This window comes from Rhodoferax sp. WC2427 (genome assembly GCF_040822085.1).
In the GTDB taxonomy this organism is placed as follows: domain Bacteria; phylum Pseudomonadota; class Gammaproteobacteria; order Burkholderiales; family Burkholderiaceae_C; genus Rhodoferax_B.
This window is the reverse complement of sequence record NZ_CP162006.1, coordinates 3,767,257-3,786,191: the sequence shown is the minus strand read 5'-3', so window position 1 is coordinate 3,786,191 and position 18,935 is coordinate 3,767,257. Positions and strand designations below refer to the sequence as shown.

The following is an 18,935-nucleotide window of genomic DNA, read 5'->3' as shown; positions in this document are numbered from 1 at the left end:
TTGGCCCTACACTGAAACGCGAATTAACCATCCCGTACACATCTGCGGGGTGGGTCCAGCACATTTCGACCGACCTTCAATTACCAACGAGACCCAGGAGCAAAAAAATGGAAGACATCGTCATCGTCGCAGCGGCCCGTACCGCCGTAGGCAAATTCGGCGGAAGCCTCGCCAAGACCCCGGCCACCGAGCTCGGTGCCCACGTCATCAAGGAAGTGCTGGCCCGCAGTGGCCTGAGCGCCGAGCAAATCGGCGAAGTCATCATGGGCCAGGTGCTGGCCGCTGGCGCAGGCCAGAACCCGGCCCGCCAGTCGGTGCTGAAAAGCGGCCTGCAGCAGGGCACGCCTGGCTTGACCATCAACGCCGTGTGCGGCTCCGGCCTGAAAGCCGTGATGCTGGCAGCCCAGGCCGTGGCCTATGGCGACAGCGAAATCGTCATCGCCGGTGGCCAGGAAAACATGAGTGCCTCGCCCCACGTGCTGATGGGTAGCCGCGACGGCCAGCGCATGGGTGACTGGAAGATGACCGACACCATGATCGTGGACGGCCTGTGGGACGTGTACAACCAGTACCACATGGGCATCACCGCCGAAAACGTGGCCAAGAAGTACGGCATCACCCGCGACATGCAAGATGCTCTGGCCCTGGCCAGCCAGCAAAAAGCCGCTGCCGCGCAGGAAGCGGGCAAGTTCGTGGCCGAAATCGCGCCGTTCAGCATTGCCCAGCGCAAGGGCGACCCGATCATCTTCTCGAACGACGAGTTCATCAACAAGAAGACCACCGCTGAAGCCCTGGCTGGCCTGCGCCCTGCGTTCGACAAGGCCGGTGGCGTGACCGCAGGCAATGCTTCCGGCCTGAACGACGGCGCCGCCGCCGTGATGGTGATGACCGCCAAGAAAGCCGCCGCCCTGGGCCTGACCCCGCTGGGCCGCATCGCCAGCTTTGCCACCACCGGCCTGGACCCCGCCATCATGGGCATGGGCCCTGTGCCAGCGTCCACCAAAGCCCTGGCCCGTGCGGGCTGGAAGGCGCAAGACCTGGACCTGCTGGAAATCAACGAAGCCTTTGCCGCCCAGGCTTGCGCTGTGAACAACGAAATGGGCTGGGACACCAGCAAGGTCAACGTCAACGGCGGCGCCATTGCCATTGGCCACCCCATCGGTGCGTCTGGCTGCCGTATTCTGGTCACGCTGCTGCACGAAATGCAGCGCCGCGATGCCAAGAAGGGCATTGCCTCGCTGTGCATCGGCGGCGGCATGGGTGTTGCTTTGACCATCGAACGCTAATCCACTGCGTATTTTTTAAAACAAACAGGAGATAGAAATGACACAAAAAGTAGCGTACGTCACCGGCGGCATGGGTGGCATCGGGACCGCCATCTGCCAGCGTTTGCATGCCGACGGCTTCAAGGTCATTGCCGGTTGCGGCCCCACCCGCGACCACGCCAAGTGGATCGCCGAGCAGGCTGCACTGGGCTTTACCTTCTACGCCTCGGTGGGCAATGTCGGCGCGTGGGATTCCACCGTCGAAGCCTTCACCAAGACCAAGGCCGAACACGGCGTGATCGACGTGCTGGTGAACAACGCCGGTATTACCAAGGACCGCATGTTCCTGAAGATGAGCCGCGAAGACTGGGATTCGGTGATCGAAACCAACCTCAACAGCATGTTCAATGTCACCAAGCAAGTGGTGGCCGACATGGTGGAAAAGGGCTGGGGCCGCATCATCAACATCAGTAGCGTCAATGGCGAAAAAGGCCAGGCTGGCCAGACCAACTACTCGGCTGCCAAGGCCGGTATGCACGGTTTCTCCATGGCCCTGGCGCAAGAGCTGGCCACCAAGGGCGTGACGGTCAACACCGTCAGCCCCGGCTACATCGGCACCGACATGGTCAACGCCATCCGTGAAGACGTGCTGGCCAAGATCGTCGCCACCGTGCCCGTGAAACGCCTGGGCAAGCCCAGCGAAATCGCTTCCATCATCGCCTGGCTGGCGTCCGAAGAAGGTGGCTACGCTACCGGCGCCGACTTCTCGGTCAACGGTGGTCTGCACATGGGCTGATCGCCCAGGCGCTGCTCTCAAAAACCCGCTTCGGCGGGTTTTTTTGTGCGCGAAATCGGCTCAGTCTTCCTGCAGCCCCGCAAAGCGATCGGCCAGGAAGTCGACCAGGGCCCGGACCGAGGGCAGCAGGCCACGGCGCGAGGCGAACACTGCATGGATGATCTCGCGCGGTGGCGCCCAGCCGGGGATCACGTGCACCAGCTCGCCCCGCTCGCACTGCGCGCGCACCAGCATCCGGGGCAGTTGCACGATGCCCACCCCGGCCAGCGCCGCCGCCCGCAGCGACTGCATGCTGCGGGTGACCAGGCGGGGCTGGTGGCGGATGGCCATCTGCGCGCCGTCGGGGCCGAGCAGGTTCCAGACATGTTCGTTTTGCGGCAGCCCCAGGTCCATGCTGGGCAGGCCCGCCAGATCGGCCGGGGTGCGCGGCAGCCCGGTGGTCTCCAGCAAGCGCGGGCAGGCCACCAGGCATTGGCCGCGGTCGGCCAGCACGCGCATGACCAGGTCACTGTCTTCGATGGGTGGGGGGCGCACGCGGATGGCGATGTCGATGCCTTCGCCCACCACGTCCACCCGCCGGTTGGTTTCCTCCAGGTGGATCTCGACCCGCGGATGGGCGACCATGAAGGCCGCCACCATCTCGCCCACCAGCGCGTCCAGCAGCGCCACCGGGCAGGCCATGCGCACGGTGCCGCGCGGCTCCACATGGGCCAGGGCGATGGCTTCGTCGGCCGCTTCGGCCTCCACCAGCATGGCCTTGCAGTGCCCGTAGTAGGTCTGGCCGCTGTCGGTCACCGTGAAGCTGCGGGTGGAGCGCTGGATCAGCCGCGTGCCCAGGCGCTCCTCCAGCAGGGCCACGCGGCGGCTGAGTTTGGATTTGGGCATGCCCAGCGCCCGGCCTGCGGGCGCAAAGCCACCGTGTTCCACCACCTGGACAAAGTAATAGAGGTCGTTGAGGTCGCGCATGCCTGCATTGTTCACTAAATAGAACGATGATGGCAAATTTAGCCAACTACCAGAGTCAGCGTTCCATATTTATGATGCGAGCATGGGTGGAGCCTTCGTTCCCGCCCTTGAATACGTTCTTACAGGAGAAGACCATGAAGAAGATCCTCGGCGTCCAGAATGCACCCCGCCCGCACTGGGTGGGCGACGGCTTCCCGGTGCGTTCGATGTTTAGCTACGGCAGCGAAAGTGCGCAGCTGAGCCCGTTCCTGCTGCTGGACTATGCCGGCCCGGCGCAGTTTGGGCCCGCTACCCGCCCGCGCGGTGTGGGGCAGCACCCGCACCGTGGCTTCGAGACGGTGACCATCGTGTACCAGGGCGAGGTTGCGCACAAGGATTCCACCGGCGCGGGCGGGCTGATCGGTCCGGGCGATGTGCAGTGGATGACGGCAGCGGGCGGCATCCTGCACGAGGAATTCCACTCGCCCGCCTTCACCCAGAGCGGCGGAACGCTGGAAATGGTGCAGCTCTGGGTCAACCTGCCCGCCAAGGACAAGATGGCCGCGCCCGGCTACCAGAACCTGCTGAACGCCGACATTCCGTCCGTGGCTCTGCCGGACGGTGCCGGCCAGGTGCGGGTGATTGCCGGTGCCTTCGACGGCCACCAAGGCCCCGCGCGCACCTTCACGCCCATCGATGTGTGGGATGTGCGCCTGCATGCGGGCGCGACCAGCCGCTTCAGCGTGCCCGCGGGCCGCACGCTGGCGTTGGTGGTGCTGCATGGCACGGTGCTGGTGAATGGCAGCGAGGTCGTGCGGGAGGCGCAACTGGTGCAGTTCGAGCGGGACGGCAGCGGCATAGAGATCGAAGCCAACACCGATGCCACCCTGTTGCTGCTCAGCGGCGAGCCGATCGACGAGCCCATCGTCGGCCACGGCCCGTTCGTGATGAACAGCCAGGCCGAGATCGTCCAGGCGATCAGCGACTTTCAGGCCGGCCGCTTCGGGCAGCTGCCTGCCTGACGCAGAGGCGGGCCTGGTTTTAGTTGGCGGGCACCGGCACGATGGTCACGCTTTCGCGCAACACGCCGCCGCTTTGCACGCTGCCGTCGACCCCCTCGGGTTGGCGCATGCGGGCTTCGCAGGCGGTGCGCTCATCGCCCTGGAACACCTCGCAGCGGCGCAGGGCGTTTTGCTGGTACTCCGACGGTGCGGCTGCCGTCAGGCCACCCCGGCGGGCCTCGGCCAGGGCGCGTTCGGCTTCGATCTTGCAGGTGGCAAAGCTCTGGTTCGACTTGCCGCTGTTGCACAGCGCCATGTCCTGCTTGTAGCGGGCCTGGGCACTGGCTGAGGCGGCGGGGTCGGCGGCCTGCGCAGCAGCGGTGCACAGCAGCGCGGTCAAGAGGAGGGTGGCGGTACGGATGGGCATGGTGGACTCCTGGCTGGATGGGAAAGTGGCCAATATGCGCTCCCGTGTGCCTGCCGTCTGTGCGTCGCCACACATACAGTTACTATATTTTTAGTAGCTACTTGTGCTTATTCCGTAAGCGTGGCGTGCCAATTTCGTATAAATTTTTTACCAAGGCGCCCAGCGCGGCCATGGCGGCTTCCATGCGGGCATCCCAGGGGTGTCCGAAGTTCAGGCGGATGCAGTGACGTAAACCCTGCCGCGCTGAGAACATCGGCCCCGGGGCGATGCTGATGCCCTGGGCCAGCGCCTGCTGGTGCAGGGCCAGACTGTCGAAACCGGGTGCCAAAGCCACCCATACAAAGTAGCCGCCGCCGGGCTGCGAGACCTGCACATCGGCCGGAAAGTAGCGGGCAATGGCCGCTACCAGGCTGGCGTGTTGCGTCTCCAGCACGTGGCGCAGGCGGCGCAGGTGCTTGTCGTAGCCGCCGTGCTGCAGGTAGTCGGCCAGGGCCGCCTGGGCGGGCAGGCTGGCGCCCAGGGTGGTCATCAGCTTGAGCTGTGCAATGCGCGGGCCGTAGCGCCCGGGGGCCACCCAGCCCACCCGGTAGCCCGGGGCCAGGGTTTTGGAAAACGAGCTGCAGTGCATCACCAGGCCCTCCCGGTCATAGGCTTTGGCGGGCAGCGGAGCCTGGCTGCCGAAGTACAGCTCGCCGTACACGTCGTCCTCAATCAGCGGGATCTGGCGGGCCGCCAACAGGGCCACCAGCCGCTCTTTGCCTGCCGCCGACAGGCTGGCCCCGGTGGGGTTCTGGAAGCTGGTCATCAGCCAGCAGGCCTTGACCGGGTGGTGTTGCAGCGCCCGCTCCAGTGCGTCCAGGTCCAGCCCGTGCTGCGGATGCACCGGGATTTCCAGCGCCCGCATCTGCAGCCGCTCCAGCGTTTGCAGGCTGGCGTAAAAGCCGGGCGACTCCACCGCCACCAGGTCGCCGGGCTGGGCCACGGCGGCCAGGCACAGGTTCAGCGCTTCGAGCGCGCCGCTGGTCACCACCAGGTCTTCGGGCGGCTGGGCCATGCCCATGGCCAGGTAGCGCAGCGCAATCTGCTGGCGCAGCCCGGCATGGCCCTGCGGCAGGTGCTGCACCGATTCCCAGGGTTGGCTGCGGCGCATGCTGCGGCTCAGCGACTGGGCCAGGCGCTGCAGCGGAAACAGCGCGGGCGAGGGAAAGGCCGAGCCCAGCGGCGCAATGTCGCGCTGCTGCGCCGCGTCCAGCACCGCAAACACCAGGTCGCTGATGTCCACCTTGGCCGCCACCTGCGCGGGCGCGGCCACCACCCGGGGCGCGGGGGCGGGCAGGGCGACGGCCCCGGTGACGAAGTAGCCCGAGCGCTCGCGCGCCCGCACCAGGCCCTTTTCTTCCAGCCGGTAGTAGGCCTGGAAGGCGGTGGACGGGCTGATGCCGTGCTGCGCCGTGAGCATGCGGATGGACGGCATGCGGCTGCCCGGGGCGCGCAGCCCAGAGCGGATGTCGGCGGCCAGCAGGTCGGCCAGTTGCTCGTAACGTTTCATCTGAGCTGTAGATTTTTACATTTTTGGCATCTGGTATGGTTTTTTAGTTGCCTACTGGTGCTGTCCCTGCGGGCCAGGCTGGGGCATCATGGCCTATCGTGAAAAACCTCTTGACCGCCCTGTGCCTGCTGGCCGCCACCGCCAGCCAGGCCGCCCCGCCTCCGTTTGAAGACACCATCGCCCAGCGCACCCAGGCCTGTACCGCTTGCCACGGCAAAGAGGGCCGTGCCGCCAGCGATGGCTACTACCCGCGCATCGCGGGCAAACCGGCGGGCTATTTGTACAACCAGCTGCTCAACTTCCGAGAGGGCCGCCGCCACTACGGGCTGATGGTGCAAATGGTCGACCCTTTAAGCGATGCCTACCTGCTGGAGATCGCGCAGTATTTTTCCCAGCTGGACCTGCCGTACCCCGCGCCCCAGCCCAGCAAAGTCACCGCCGAGGTGCTGCGCCGGGGCCAGACGCTGGTGCAGCAGGGCGATCCCATGCGCAATGTCCCCGCCTGCGTGCAATGCCACGGCACGGCACTCACCGGCGTGGCCCCGCACATCCCCGGCCTGCTGGGTCTGCCGCGCGACTACCTGAACGCCCAGCTTGGGGCCTGGCGCACTGGCCAGCGGCGGGCCCATGCGCCCGACTGCATGGGCACGGTGGCCCGCCAGCTCAGCCCCGACGAGGTCAACGCTGCGGCCAGCTGGCTGGCCACCCAGCCACTGCCCGCCAACACCCACCCGGCCACCACGCTGCCGGCCTTGCCGCCCGGGGCCCAGGCGATTGCCTGCGGGAGCGCACCATGAAGAAAATTGCGCTGGGTCTGTGCGTTTTCGTCCTGGCCCTGGCCGCCCTGGTATGGCAGCTGAACATCCGCGACGAGCCGGATGTGTCGGCCACTGCGCCTGCGCTCAACGCCACGCCCGATCTGCTGGCCCGCGGCGCCTACCTGGCCCGTGCGGGCAATTGCGCGGCCTGCCACACCACCCGGGGCGGCACGCCGTACGCGGGCGGGCGCGGCATCGACACACCGTTTGGCACGGTCTACAGCAGCAACCTCACGCCCGATGTGCACACCGGCATCGGCAGCTGGTCGGCGGCGGAGTTCTGGCGGGCCCTGCACAACGGCCGTTCCAAAGACGGGCGGTTGCTGTACCCGGCGTTTCCGTATCCCAGCTACACCACCGTGACCCGGGCCGACTCGGACGCGCTCTACGCCTACCTGCGCAGCCGGCCCGCCACGGCCCAGCCTGCCCCACCGCACGCGCTGCGTTGGCCGTTCAACCAGCAGGCGGCGCTGGCGGTGTGGCGCGCGCTGTACTTCAGCCCGAGCAGCTTCCAGCCCGAGGCAGCCCAGTCCGCGGAATGGAACCGCGGGGCCTATCTGGTGCGCGGCCTGGGCCACTGCGGTGCCTGCCACACTGCCCGCAACGCCCTGGGCGCCACCGATACCCGGCTGGACCTGGCGGGCGGGCTGATTCCGGTGCAAAACTGGTATGCCCCCTCGCTCACTGCCCCCCAGGAAGCCAGCCTGCACGGCTGGCCGCTGCAAGATGCGGTGCGCCTGCTGCAAACCGGTGTGGCCCCGCAAGGCACGGTGCTGGGCCCGATGGCCGAGGTGGTGCAGCAGAGCACCCAGTACCTCACCCCCCCGGACCTGACCGCCATGGCCACCTACCTGCAAGCCCTGCCGCAAACCCCGGCGCAGCCGGTGCGCGCCGTGCCCACCACGGCAGGTGATGTCCAACGGGGTGCCAAGCTGTACGACCGGCACTGCGCCCAATGCCACGGTGCCCAGGGCCAGGGCGTGGCGGGGGCCTACCCGCCGCTGGCAGGCAACCGTGCCGTCACCATGGACAGCACCGCCAACCTGGTGCACGCGGTGCGCAACGGTGGCTTTGCCCCGGCCACTGCAGGCAACCCGCGCCCGTTTGGCATGCCGCCGTTTGTGCTGGTGCTCAACGATGCCGACATCGCCGCCGTGCTGAGCTTTATCCGCACCTCCTGGGGCAACCACGCCGCGGGCGTGACCGAACTGGAGGTTGCACGCCCCTGATCTGTCCACCAAAAGGAGGATGCCCGCAACGGCTGACATGCCCACAATCACAAGTCTTCTTACAAGGAGACGGGCATGGACTTTCTATTGGTGCGGGGCAGCCAAGGCCCGGCAGTGCAAAAACTGCGTACCGCCTTGTTCAATGAACTGGGCGCCGATGCCCAGGCCTTTCCGGGTCTGGATCTGGGCGACGAGATGACGGCCGATGTAGAGGCTGCCGCCAGGCGCTGGCAGTCGGGTGTGGGGCTGGTGGCCGATGGCGTAGTGGGGCCGTATTGCCTGCGACTGCTGGAGCTGCGCCCGGCGCCCCGTCTCAAAGTACCGCTGACACTGGAGCTGGTGCGCCAGTTGTTCCCGGCCACCAAGCCCGCCAACATCGCCCGCTACCTGCCTTACGTGGCCGCCGCGCTGGATGCGCTGGAGCTGACCGACTGGCCCATGGTCTGTGCCGCTCTGGGCAGCATCCGCGCCGAAACCGAAGGCTTTTTGCCGATCTCGGAATTTCAGTCGCAATTCAATACCGCGCCGGGCGGCATGCCGTTTGGCCTGTACGAGCCGGGCACCGGGCCGGGCAAGCGCGTGGGCAATACCCAGGCGGGCGATGGGGCCCGTTTCAAGGGGCGTGGCTTTGTGCAGCTGACCGGGCGCGACAACTACACCCGCTATGGCAATGCCTTGGGCATCGACCTGGGCGTGGTGCAGGCTGGCAACGCCGATCTGGCCAACGCCCCGGAGATCGCTGCACTGTTGCTGGCCAAGTTTCTGGCCGACAAGGCCGAGCCCATCCGTGCCGCGCTGGCCACCGGCAACTTGGCTGCGGCCCGCAAGCTGGTCAACGGCGGCGCACACGGGCTGGACCGCTTCAAGGACGTTTTTGCGCGGGCCGAGCCGTTGGTGGGGAAGATCGTTCCGGTGCGGAATGTGGGCGCAGGTGCCGCCAAGTCGGCCAAGGCCGGCAAGGCGACCCCGGCCGCCGTGCCCCCCAGGCTCGGGGCTGAGCGCCAGCTCAAGGTGCGCAAAGACCCCATCGACCTGAACGACCGCGCCTACCTGCCGCCGCCGCTGGGCCTGCAGGGGGCCTACCCCAGCGATGACGACATCAAGAAATACCTGGCCGCCTACACCGCCGCCGGGCTGATCCTGGACCAGGGCAACGAAGGCGCCTGCACCGGCTATGGCCTGGCCTGCGTGGTCAACTACCTGCGCTGGTACAAGGCCGCCGACAAAAGCAAGATCGATTCGGTCAGCCCGCGCATGCTCTACAGCTATGCCCGCCGCTACGACGAATATGCGGGCGAAGACTACAGCGGCTCCAGCTGCCGGGGCGCGCTCAAAGGCTGGTTCAACCATGGCGTGTGCCTGGACGACTACTGGCGCAAAGATGCGCCGCAACCCCGCTACGGCTTCGCCAAGAACGCCACCGACCAGACGCTGGGCGTGTACTACCGCATCGCCCTGCAGTCCATTACCGACCTGCAGGCCGCCATCCAGGCCGTGGGCGCGGTCTATGTGTCGGCCCTGACCCACGACGGTTGGCACAGCGTGCCCACCACCAAGGCCGTTCCCAGCGGGCACAAAGACCTGCCGCTGATTGCGTTCGATGGCCGCCCGGCCGAAGGCGGGGGCCACGCGTTTGCACTGGTGGGCTTCAATGCCCAGGGGTTCATCGTGCAGAACTCATGGGGTACCCAATTTGGCATGGGCGGCTTTGCCGTGCTGGGCTATGCCGACTGGTTGGCCAACGGCATGGACGCCTGGGTGGTGGCGCTGGGCGTGCCCGGGGTGGTGGAGGGGCGCATCAGCGTCACCGCCTCGGACGGCGCACACGCGCGGGCCGGTGCGGTCAATACCGGCCTGTGGTGGAGCGCCGACCAGGCCTACCAGCACAGCGTGGTTTTGGGCGACGATGGCCGGGTGGGCCACTACCTGACCGAGGATGCGCTCAGCCGAACCTTGGCCCACCAGGTCTGCGAGCTGCCCAATGCCTGGTTCCGCGACCCGGCCCACGGCCCGCTGGACGGCAAGAAGCGCATCGTCATCTACGCCCACGGCGGCCTCAACAGCGAGGCCGATGCGATCAAGCGTGCCCGCGCCATGGGGCGGCATTTCGAGGCCAACGGCTGCTATCCGCTGTTTCTGGTCTGGAAGACCGGGCTGCTGGAGTCCATCAGCGGCATTCTGCACAAGCAAAGCCGCGAGGCACCAGGCATGGCGGGCGGCTGGTTTGACGAATTGGCCGAGGCCGTCACCGAAAAGACCGATCTGGCCGTCGAGTCCAGCATTGGCCGCAGCCTGGTGCGCCCGGTCTGGACGCAGATGAAGGATGTGGCCGCGCTGGCTTTTGAAACCCGGCGTGGCGGCGAACAGATCATCCGCGCCCTGCAACAGCTCATGGATACCTGGGGCGAGCAGCTGGAAATCCACCTGGTGGGCCACTCGGCGGGCTCGATCATTCTGGGCCACATGCTGGGGGGGCTGGCGCACCGTGAAGTACCCATTGAGAAGATCAACTCCATCCACCTGTATGCGCCCGCCTGCAGTGTGGCCTTTGCCAACCAATGCTATGCCAGCAACAAGCAGATCATGGAGCGGCTCTACCTGGCCGTGCTGTCCGACACCCGGGAGCGCGCCGACAGCGTGGCGGGTATCTACCGCAAGTCGCTGCTGTACCTGGTGTCGGGCGCGCTGGAGACCGACCTGCGCACCCCCATCGCGGGCATGGCCAAGGTCTATGGCACCGGAGATGGCGGCTGGGACGGGAGCTCCAGCACCAACGAGAGCCTGAACGTCTGGCGGCGCGCGGTGCAAGATGCCAAGCTCAAGAGCACGGGCCGCCTGGTGGAAGTTACCACCGACAAAGTCTGCACCGCCCTGGCCGACCCGCGCCGCGACGACCCCAGCAACGTGATGATCCCCGCCGACCACGGCAGCTTTGACAACAACATCGACGCGATCACCCGCACGCTGCAGGTGGTTCTGGGCGGCAAGCTCTTGCAGCCGGTGGACGATTTGCGGGGCTTTTAGCGCTACAGGGTGGGGCCTGGTGCCGAAGCTTGTACAGTTTCGGCACTTCCGCTGTCACTAACCCACTTTCATGGCGCAGGGCGCTCTGCGCCCGCGTCCATGAGAGTTAAAGGCTCTCCATGTCCACACCTTTGCTCCAAGCCAATGGGCGCGCATTTGCGCACATTGCCCAGTTCCACCCGGAGTTGACGGCGCTGCGCCGCGACCTGCATGCCCATCCCGAGCTGGGCTATGAAGAGGTGTACACGGCAGAGCGCGTGACCCAGGCGCTCAGGCTGTGCGGCGTCGACGAGGTGCACACCGGGATAGGCAAAACCGGCGTGGTCGGCATCATCCACGGGCGCAACCATGCCAAGGGCAACAGCAGCGGCAAGATGGTGGGCCTGCGCGCCGACATGGACGCGCTGCCCATGACCGAGCAAAACGACTTCGCCTGGAAGTCGGCCAAGGGTGGCCTGATGCACGGCTGCGGCCACGACGGCCATGTGGCCATGCTGGTGGGCGCGGCCCGCTACCTGGCTGAAACGCGCAACTTCGACGGCACGGTGGCGTTGATCTTCCAGCCCGGCGAAGAAGGCTACGCCGGGGCCAAGGCGATGATCGACGACGGCCTGTTCGAGCGCTTTCCGGTGCAGGCGGTGTTTGCCATGCACAACTGGCCCCACATGCGACCCGGCACCATCGGCCTCAATGCCGGCGCGATGATGGCCGCGTCGGACCGGGTCACCATCGAAATCACGGGCCGTGGCGGCCATGGTGCGCACCCCTACCAAAATATTGATCCGGTGCTGGTGGCGGCCCACACCATCACTGCCCTGCAAAGCGTGGTGTCGCGCAACATCCGCGCCATCGACAGCGGGGTGGTCAGCATCTGCGCCGTGCAGACAGGCGACCTGGGGGCCATGAGCGTGGTGCCCAGCAAGGCCACGCTGGTGGGCACGGTGCGCACTTTCAACCCTGCTGTGCAGGAGCTGATCGAGCGGCGCATTACCGAGCTGTGCAGCGCCGTGGCCCTGGGCTTTGGGGCCACCGCTTCGGTCAAATACGAGCGCCTGTACCCGCCCACCATCAACACCACCGCCGAAGCGCTATTCATGATGCGGGTGGCCGAGGGCCTGGTGGGTTCGTCGCAGTTGGTGCGCGACCTGGACCCGAGCATGGGCTCGGAAGACTTTTCTTTCATGCTTCAGGTCAAGCCCGGGGCCTACATGCGCATCGGCCAGGGTACCGAGAACGGTGTGGGCAGCTGTGCGCTGCACAACAACCGCTACGACTTCAACGATGCCATCCTGCCGCTGGGGGCCGCCATGCACGCCAGCCTGGCCGAACAGTTCATGCCGCTATCAGATTGATAGCTTCTTACGCTTATGGAATAAGCGCCAGCTGCCAATTTCTCTTGTAAATCGCAGCAGGCGCTGCTACTTGCTATTGCAAAGGCTGGGGCACAGGTACAGGTCGTTGGGCACGCCTTCCACCAGCGTCAGGGTGTAGCCCCGGCACAGCGTGCCCAGCACTGCGGTCACGTGGTAGGTACCCGCGGGCAGGGCCAGTTCGACCAACGGCCCTGCGTCGTCGGCGGTAAACACCCGCTGGCCTTGCAGGTTGTCGATGTGCAGGCGCAGCGGCCCCTCGGGCTTGGCGGCAGGGTTGGGGGCGGGGGCGTACAAACTGCGCAGCCAATACCACCACGCCAGCGGCGCGGTAAACAGCGTGCCGCGCTCGGCCGGGTCGGCGGCGGCATGGATCACCAGGCTGGCTTCGGGCGGTGGGGTGGAACGGGACTTGGTGGACATGGCCCTATCTTGCACGCGCCGTGCCCGTTTCCCTGTGTCGCCGTTCCAACGCCCATATTGCATTTGTCATACAACCTGCAGCAAGGGCTTGAGCAAGAGCGCCATGGCGCGGGCCAGTTCCTCGCGCTGCAGGGGCTTGGTCAGCAGGCGCGACACCCCGGCGGCGGCGGCCCGCTCGGCCAGCGAGGCACCGCCATAGCCGCTGACCATCAGAATGGGCAGGGTGGGGGCAAACTGCCGGATGGCTTGGGTGAGCCCGATGCCGCTCAGGCCGGGCATGACCTCGTCGGTCACTACTGCGGCAAAGCGCTGCGGGTCGGCCCGCACGGCCTGCAGGGCGGCCACCGGGTCGGTAAATCCCACAGGCTGGTAGCCCAGGCTGGCGAACATTTCTTCGGCCAAGGCCACCAGGGTGGGCTCGTCGTCTACCACCAGCAGGCTTTGCCCTGCGCCGGTGGAGGTGGGCAAGGCGGTGGGGCGGCGGGGCGTGGGCGCGTCCGTGCATTCGGGGATGTACAGGGTGAAACGGGCTCCCTGGCCGGGCTGGCTTTGCACGTCGATGGCACCGCCAAATTCGGCCACCACGCCGTGCACCACGGCCAGGCCCAGGCCGGTCCCCGACTCGGCACCCCGGGTGGTGAAAAAGGGCTCGAACAGCCGCTCCATCACCTCGGGCGTGATGCCGCTGCCCTGGTCGGTCACGGTCAGCACCAGGTAGGGCCCGGCAGACAGCTGGGTGTGCGACAGCACCTTGCGCTGCGCTACCTGCCGGCGCACCAGTTGCACCTGCACCATGCCGCCGTTCGGCATGGCCTGCATGGCGTTGGTGCACAGGTTCATCACGGCTTCAAAGGCCTGGGTGGGGTCGCCGCGCATCAGCACGCCGGGGGCTTCCAGGCCGCGCTCCAGCACCACGCCGGGGCGCAGGGTGGCGGCCAGCATGGCCAGCACTTCGGCCACGATGGGTTGCAGTTCGAATACGGTGGAGGCGCAGCCACCGCCCCGGCCAAACGACAGGATGCGCTCCACCAGGGCCTTGCCGCGCAGGGCCGCGCCCAGTACTTTGTCCAGGTGCCGTGCCTGGGCACTGCCGGGGGCGGCGGCATCCTGGGCCATTTCGCCAAAGCCGACGATGGCCGCCAGCACGTTGTTGAAGTCATGGGCCACGCCGCCCGCCAGTTCGCCCAGCGATTCCAGCTTGTTGGCCCGCGACAACTGGGTTTGCAGCGCCAACTGGGCGGCGGCGCGGCGCTGGTTGGCGCGCAGCACCAGGTGCACCGATGCGGTCAGCACCACCAGCAGCAGCACCACGGCCACGGCCGTGAGCTGGGCGGCTTCGCGCCAGGCCACCAGCACCACGTCGAGGTTGCGGGTCAGTACCACCTCCAGGCCATAGCGCTCCAGGCTGTGCAGGGCCACCAGGCGCTCGGTGCCGTCGGGCAACTGGCGCAGTTCGGTGGCGCGCTGGGTCGCCAGTCGGCGGGCGATGGTGGCCTCGTCCCAGTGCGATTTATTGACCACGCCCCCGGCCAGCAGCACGCCGTCGCGGCGGAACACGGCCATGCGCGCATCGGCGGCGGGCGATGCCACCGAGAATGCGCCCAGCAGGGCCTCGGCCCGCATGGTGGCAAAGATCCAGCCCGCGGCGGCTCCGGTGGCGTCCACAAAGGGCACGGCCAGGGTGACCAGCGGTGACTGGGTGCGCGGGTCCAGGAAAGGGCGGCTCACCGCCACGGCTTCGGGCTCCAATTGGTTCAACCCCGGCGCGAAGGTGGCCTGGTTGGGCAGGGGGCTGGGGTTGGACGACGACAGCACCTGGCCGTTGCGGTCTACCAGGGTCAAGGTATCCACCATGGCCATGAGTTCGGTGCGGGTTTGCAGGGCGCGTGTGGCGGCTGTGCCAGCGGTGGGCAGGCTGCCCTCGCTCAGTTCTACCTGCATGGCGTGCAGGCCGGCGTTCATCCCGCGCAGCTCGCGGTGGATCTCGTCGGTTAGCGCCAGCGACAGCATGCTGAGCTCGCGCGACTGGCTGTTGACGGCTTCGCCGCGCAGATGCGTGAGGGCCACCACAGCCACCAGCACCAGCGCCACGCCCAGGCTGATCGCCACCATCCACAGCCGGGGCAGGCTATCCTGCAGTCTTCGCCAGATCCGTTGCATAGTCAGGGAATCCCTTGGTTGTGGCAGCATAGGGCCATCGTTGATACTTGTCGAAAAACGCAGTCTGATTTCCACCAATGACCACCCCTACCGCCCCGCACATTCTAGTAATTGACGACGATCCGAGTATCCGGGAGCTGGTGGTTGAATACCTGGGCGACCACGACCTGCGCGTCAGTGCGGCCGCCTCGGGCCGTGAGATGTTCGCGGTGATCGACCGCGAAGCCATCGACCTGGTGCTGCTCGATCTCAAGCTGCCCGGCGAAGACGGCATGCAGCTGGCCCGCACCCTGCGCGAACGCGCCAGCGTGCCCATCATCTTCCTGACCGGCCGCAACGAGGAGGCCGACCGGGTGATGGGCCTGGAGCTGGGGGCCGACGACTACGTCACCAAGCCCTTCAGCCCGCGCGAGCTACTGGCCCGGGTGCGCGCCGTGCTGCGCCGCTACCAGGTGCAGGCCACGCTGCCCGAGCGCGACAACAGCCGCCGCGCCTTCCGCTTTTCGGGCTGGGAGCTGAACCTGCGCACCCGTCGCCTGGTGTCACCGGCGGGCGTCTCGGTAGAGCTGTCCAATGGCGAATTCAGCCTGCTGGGTGCCATGTGCCGGGCCCCGCAGCGGGTACTGTCGCGCGACCAGCTGCTGTCGATGTCGCGCCTGCACGAGGCCGAGGTCTATGACCGCACCATCGACGTGCAGATCCGCCGTTTGCGTTTGAAGGTCGAGGTAGATTCGGCCAACCCGATGCTGATCGTCACCGAGCGAGGCGCGGGCTACCTGCTGGCCAGCGAAGTGGAAACGCTGTACTAGCGCCCAAGGGTTAGCGGTAGTAGTCGCTCGAAAACATGCGGATCTTGCTGTAGGCGCGGGTCACGCCGGGCACGGTACTGGCGATATAGCGGGCTTTCCCTTCGGTGCCGGGTCCCTGCGTCCAGCCGTGCAGTACCACCGTGCCATTGTTGACGCTGACCGTCACATCTTTCGCCGCACGGCCTAGCTGGGTGGCCAGTGCGGTTTGCACGGTTTCCGCCAAAGCCTCGTCGGGCGTAGCGGCCATGCTGCTGGCCATGAGGAGCGGGCCTGCGGCGATGGCCAGCAAGGTGGATGCGGCGAGGCGCTTGAAGAGGTGTGCCATGGTGTTTCTGCTCAATAGAGTGGGATGGACGGATTCTGCGGCGGATCCACCGCCGGCATATGACACCGGGGTAGACGGGTGTTGCATCTGTCATATCTGCCTAGTACGGTTGCTATATAAAATATAGCTTCTTACGCTTATGGAATAAGCGCTAGGGCCGTAAATGGCATTAAAGTACTCTACGGGTTAACATGGGTGGACAAACCGGTTTTTATCCACAAGGAACCCGAACGCCATGCAAACCTCCACCCGCACTGTCTCCATCGAACGCACCGAACGCCCCTGGGGCTGGTATGAAACGATGTTCGAAGCCCCTGGCCACAAGATGAAGCGCATCGGCGTGCACCCCGGCCAGCAGCTCAGCCTGCAACTGCACCACCAGCGCGCCGAGCACTGGGTGGTGGTGGTCGGCACCGCCATCGTCACCGTGGGCGACAAGGTGTTGGAAATGACCCCCGGCCAGCATGTCGATATCGCCATCGGCGAAGTGCACCGCCTGGCCAACAAGACCACCGGCCCGGTGGAAATCATGGAAGTGCAGTTTGGCGACTACCTGGGCGAAGACGACATTGTCCGCCTGCAGGACGACTACGGACGCAACTGAACCCGCAGGTTCTTCAGCATGTCCTGGACCATCGCGTCCAGGTCGTATTCCGCCTTCCAACCCCAGTCTTGCTGCGCCGCCGAGTCGTCGATGGAGCGCGGCCAGCTGTTGGCAATGGCCTGCCGAAAATCCGGCACGCACTCCAGGCTGAAGCCCGGCACGTAGCGCGCAATCGCCTCGGCAATCTGCACGGGCGTGAAGCTGATGCCGCCCAGGTTGTACGAACCGCGCTCCCGCACGCTGTCGCTGGGGGCTTCCATCAACTCCAGCGTGGCGCGGATAGCATCGGGCATGTACATCATCGGCAGGGCGGTGTCACCCGCCAGGAAGCTGGTGTAGCGGCCCACTTTCAGCGCGGCGTGGAAGATCTCGACCGCGTAGTCGGTGGTGCCGCCGCCGGGCGCGGTCTTCCAGCTCACCAGGCCGGGGTAGCGCAGGCTGCGCACGTCCACGCCGTGGTTGCGGTGGTACCAGTTGCACCAGCCTTCGCCTGCCAGTTTGGAGACGCCGTAGACCGTGGTGGGGTCCATCACGGTGTGCTGCGGGGTGTGGTCGCGCGGGGTGTTGGGGCCAAAGGCGGCGATCGAACTGGGCCAGAACACCTTGTCCAGCTTGTGGGTGCGGGCCAGCTCCAGCACGTTGAGCAGGCTTTTCATGTTCAGGTCCCAGGCCCATTTGGGGTGCTGCTCGCCGCGTGCCGACAGGGCCGCCGCCAGCAGGTAGATCTGGGTCACGTGGTGGCGCTCGACCACCTCGGTCAGGGCCTGTGTTTCGGTCACATCCAGCATTTCGTGGCGCAGGCCCTGCACCCGGCCCTTGGGCACCATGTCGCTGGTGATGACGGCCTCTGTGCCATGGCGCAGCACCATGGCGTGGGTGAGTTCGGTGCCGATCTGGCCGTTGGCACCGATGATCAGAATGCGCGGGCTCATACTGCAATCAATCCGAGTTCGCGTCCGGCCTGGGTGAAGGCGGCCACGGCGCTCTCCAGGTCCGACCGGGTGTGGGCCGCGCTCATCTGCACGCGAATACGCGCCTGGCCCTTGGGCACCACCGGGAAGAAGAAGCCCACCACGTAGACGCCCAGCTCCAGCATGCGCGCCGCCAGCTTTTGCGCCACCACCGCGTCATACACCATGATGGGCACGATGGGGTGCTCGCCCGGCTTGATGTCGAACCCGGCCTGCACCAGGGCGTTGCGGAAGTAGGCGGTGTTGTCGGCCAGGGTGTCGCGCAGGGCGGTGGAGGCCTCCAGCAGGTCCAGCACGGCAATCGATGCGCCCACGATACTGGGGGCCACGGTGTTGCTGAACAGGTAGGGCCGCGAGCGCTGGCGCAGCAGCTCCACCACTTCGCGCCGCGCACTGGTAAAGCCGCCCGAGGCACCCCCCAGCGCCTTGCCCAGCGTGCCGGTGATGATGTCCACTTTACCGAACACGCCGCGGTGCTCGTGCGTGCCCCGGCCGGTGGCCCCCATGAAGCCGCTGGCGTGGCACTCGTCCACCCCCAGCAGCGCGCCATACTGGTCGCACAGGCGGCGCATCACGTCGAGCTGGGCGATGGTGCCGTCCATGGAAAAAACGCCGTCGGTAAACACCAGGGTGTGGCGTGCGCCGTCGGCTTGGGCCTGCTGCAACTGGCGCTCCAGGTCGGCCATGTCGTTGTGGGCATAGCGATACCGCTTGGCCTTGCACAGGCGGATGCCGTCGATGATGGAGGCGTGGTTCAGCGCGTCGCTGATGATGGCATCGTCCTCGCCCAGCAGGGGTTCGAACAGGCCACCGTTGGCATCGAAGGCCGCGGCGTAGAGGATGGTGTCCTCGGTGCCCAAAAATTGGGACAGGCGCGCCTCCAGGGTCTTGTGGATGTCTTGCGTGCCGCAGATGAAGCGCACCGAACTCAGCCCGTAGCCGTGGGTGTGTAGGGCCTCGGCGGCGGCGGCCACCACGGCGGGGTGGCTGGACAGGCCCAGGTAGTTGTTGGCGCACAGGTTGAGCACCTCGCGGGTGGACCCATCGGCGGCCACGGTCTGGATGTGCGGCCCCTGGGCGCTGGCAATCACCCGCTCGGCCTTGTACAGGCCCGCATCGCGGATGGCTTGCAGCTCTTGTTGCAGGTGGGTATAGAAGGCAGCGGTGGTGGTCATGGCGGGGGGCTCCTGCGGCACAATGCGGGTTACAGTAAATCGAA

At 66.6% G+C, this 18,935-nt stretch carries 17 protein-coding genes; 9 read left to right on the top strand and 8 right to left on the bottom strand.

The window, feature by feature from the left end; translation table 11 throughout:
- Window positions 1-107 precede the first annotated feature (107 nt).
- Window positions 108-1,286: an acetyl-CoA C-acetyltransferase gene (locus tag AB3G31_RS17595; RefSeq protein ID WP_367847365.1), complete on the top strand. Its 1,179-nt coding sequence runs from the start codon at window positions 108-110 to the stop codon at window positions 1,284-1,286.
- A 37-nt stretch (window positions 1,287-1,323) separates the two neighbouring features.
- A complete protein-coding gene (phbB, locus tag AB3G31_RS17590; protein WP_295953763.1) occupies window positions 1,324-2,061 on the top strand; it encodes an acetoacetyl-CoA reductase in 738 nt (245 codons plus the stop codon).
- 60 nt (window positions 2,062-2,121) lie between these two features.
- Here the strand turns inward: phbB and AB3G31_RS17585 are convergent, their stop codons facing one another.
- Window positions 2,122-3,027, bottom strand: a complete 906-nt coding sequence (locus tag AB3G31_RS17585) for a LysR family transcriptional regulator (RefSeq protein WP_367847364.1) — start codon at window positions 3,025-3,027, stop codon at window positions 2,122-2,124.
- 134 nt (window positions 3,028-3,161) lie between these two features.
- Here AB3G31_RS17585 and AB3G31_RS17580 point away from each other — a divergent pair, with 134 nt between their 5' ends.
- Entirely contained in the window at window positions 3,162-4,028 is an 867-nt protein-coding gene (locus AB3G31_RS17580; RefSeq protein ID WP_367847363.1) for a pirin family protein, read from the top strand.
- Between the two features lie 19 nt (window positions 4,029-4,047).
- On the opposite strand, the gene AB3G31_RS17575 is transcribed toward AB3G31_RS17580, so the two are convergent.
- Together AB3G31_RS17575 and AB3G31_RS17570 are read right to left on the bottom strand one after the other, a co-directional pair.
- Complete coding sequence (locus tag AB3G31_RS17575; RefSeq protein ID WP_367847362.1) at window positions 4,048-4,434, bottom strand: hypothetical protein; 387 nt, start codon at window positions 4,432-4,434, stop codon at window positions 4,048-4,050.
- Between the two features lie 97 nt (window positions 4,435-4,531).
- Window positions 4,532-5,983 (bottom strand): PLP-dependent aminotransferase family protein, encoded by a 1,452-nt coding sequence (locus AB3G31_RS17570; RefSeq protein ID WP_367847361.1) that lies wholly within the window; start codon window positions 5,981-5,983, stop codon window positions 4,532-4,534.
- 125 nt (window positions 5,984-6,108) lie between these two features.
- Between AB3G31_RS17570 and AB3G31_RS17565 the strand changes: the two genes are divergently transcribed.
- From AB3G31_RS17565 to AB3G31_RS17550, 4 genes are all read left to right on the top strand, one after another.
- Window positions 6,109-6,780 (top strand): cytochrome c, encoded by a 672-nt coding sequence (locus tag AB3G31_RS17565; RefSeq protein WP_367850377.1) that lies wholly within the window; start codon window positions 6,109-6,111, stop codon window positions 6,778-6,780.
- Complete coding sequence (locus AB3G31_RS17560) at window positions 6,777-8,030, top strand: c-type cytochrome (RefSeq protein WP_367847360.1); 1,254 nt, start codon at window positions 6,777-6,779, stop codon at window positions 8,028-8,030. The genes AB3G31_RS17565 and AB3G31_RS17560 overlap by 4 nt, the downstream gene beginning before the upstream one ends.
- Before the next feature lie 75 nt (window positions 8,031-8,105).
- On the top strand, window positions 8,106-11,054 hold the full coding sequence (locus AB3G31_RS17555; protein WP_367847359.1) for a peptidase C1: 2,949 nt from the start codon (window positions 8,106-8,108) through the stop codon (window positions 11,052-11,054).
- A 119-nt stretch (window positions 11,055-11,173) separates the two neighbouring features.
- A complete protein-coding gene (locus AB3G31_RS17550) occupies window positions 11,174-12,406 on the top strand; it encodes a M20 aminoacylase family protein (protein ID WP_367847358.1) in 1,233 nt (410 codons plus the stop codon).
- Between the two features lie 66 nt (window positions 12,407-12,472).
- Here the strand turns inward: AB3G31_RS17550 and AB3G31_RS17545 are convergent, their stop codons facing one another.
- Window positions 12,473-12,847 carry a hypothetical protein gene (locus tag AB3G31_RS17545; protein WP_367847357.1) on the bottom strand — a complete coding sequence of 125 codons (375 nt, stop codon included), beginning with the start codon at window positions 12,845-12,847 and terminating at the stop codon, window positions 12,473-12,475.
- Between the two features lie 66 nt (window positions 12,848-12,913).
- Window positions 12,914-15,007, bottom strand: coding sequence for an ATP-binding protein (locus AB3G31_RS17540; protein WP_367847356.1), 2,094 nt, complete (start codon window positions 15,005-15,007; stop codon window positions 12,914-12,916).
- A 77-nt stretch (window positions 15,008-15,084) separates the two neighbouring features.
- Here AB3G31_RS17540 and AB3G31_RS17535 point away from each other — a divergent pair, with 77 nt between their 5' ends.
- Window positions 15,085-15,816 (top strand): response regulator, encoded by a 732-nt coding sequence (locus AB3G31_RS17535; protein WP_367847355.1) that lies wholly within the window; start codon window positions 15,085-15,087, stop codon window positions 15,814-15,816.
- Window positions 15,817-15,826: 10 nt separating this feature from the next.
- Here AB3G31_RS17535 and AB3G31_RS17530 read toward each other — a convergent pair whose 3' ends face one another.
- On the bottom strand, window positions 15,827-16,141 hold the full coding sequence (locus tag AB3G31_RS17530) for a BON domain-containing protein (protein WP_367847354.1): 315 nt from the start codon (window positions 16,139-16,141) through the stop codon (window positions 15,827-15,829).
- Between the two features lie 235 nt (window positions 16,142-16,376).
- On the opposite strand from AB3G31_RS17530, the gene AB3G31_RS17525 reads away from it, so the two are divergent.
- Window positions 16,377-16,745 (top strand): phosphomannose isomerase type II C-terminal cupin domain, encoded by a 369-nt coding sequence (locus AB3G31_RS17525; RefSeq protein WP_367847353.1) that lies wholly within the window; start codon window positions 16,377-16,379, stop codon window positions 16,743-16,745.
- Here the strand turns inward: AB3G31_RS17525 and AB3G31_RS17520 are convergent.
- Together AB3G31_RS17520 and kbl are read right to left on the bottom strand one after the other, a co-directional pair.
- Window positions 16,730-17,677 (bottom strand): NAD-dependent epimerase/dehydratase family protein, encoded by a 948-nt coding sequence (locus AB3G31_RS17520; RefSeq protein ID WP_367847352.1) that lies wholly within the window; start codon window positions 17,675-17,677, stop codon window positions 16,730-16,732. The genes AB3G31_RS17525 and AB3G31_RS17520 overlap by 16 nt on opposite strands.
- The gene (kbl, locus tag AB3G31_RS17515) at window positions 17,674-18,891 is read right to left on the bottom strand and encodes a glycine C-acetyltransferase (RefSeq protein ID WP_367847351.1); all 1,218 of its coding nucleotides are present in this window, start codon (window positions 18,889-18,891) and stop codon (window positions 17,674-17,676) included. The genes AB3G31_RS17520 and kbl overlap by 4 nt, the downstream gene beginning before the upstream one ends.
- Window positions 18,892-18,935: the final 44 nt, after the last annotated feature.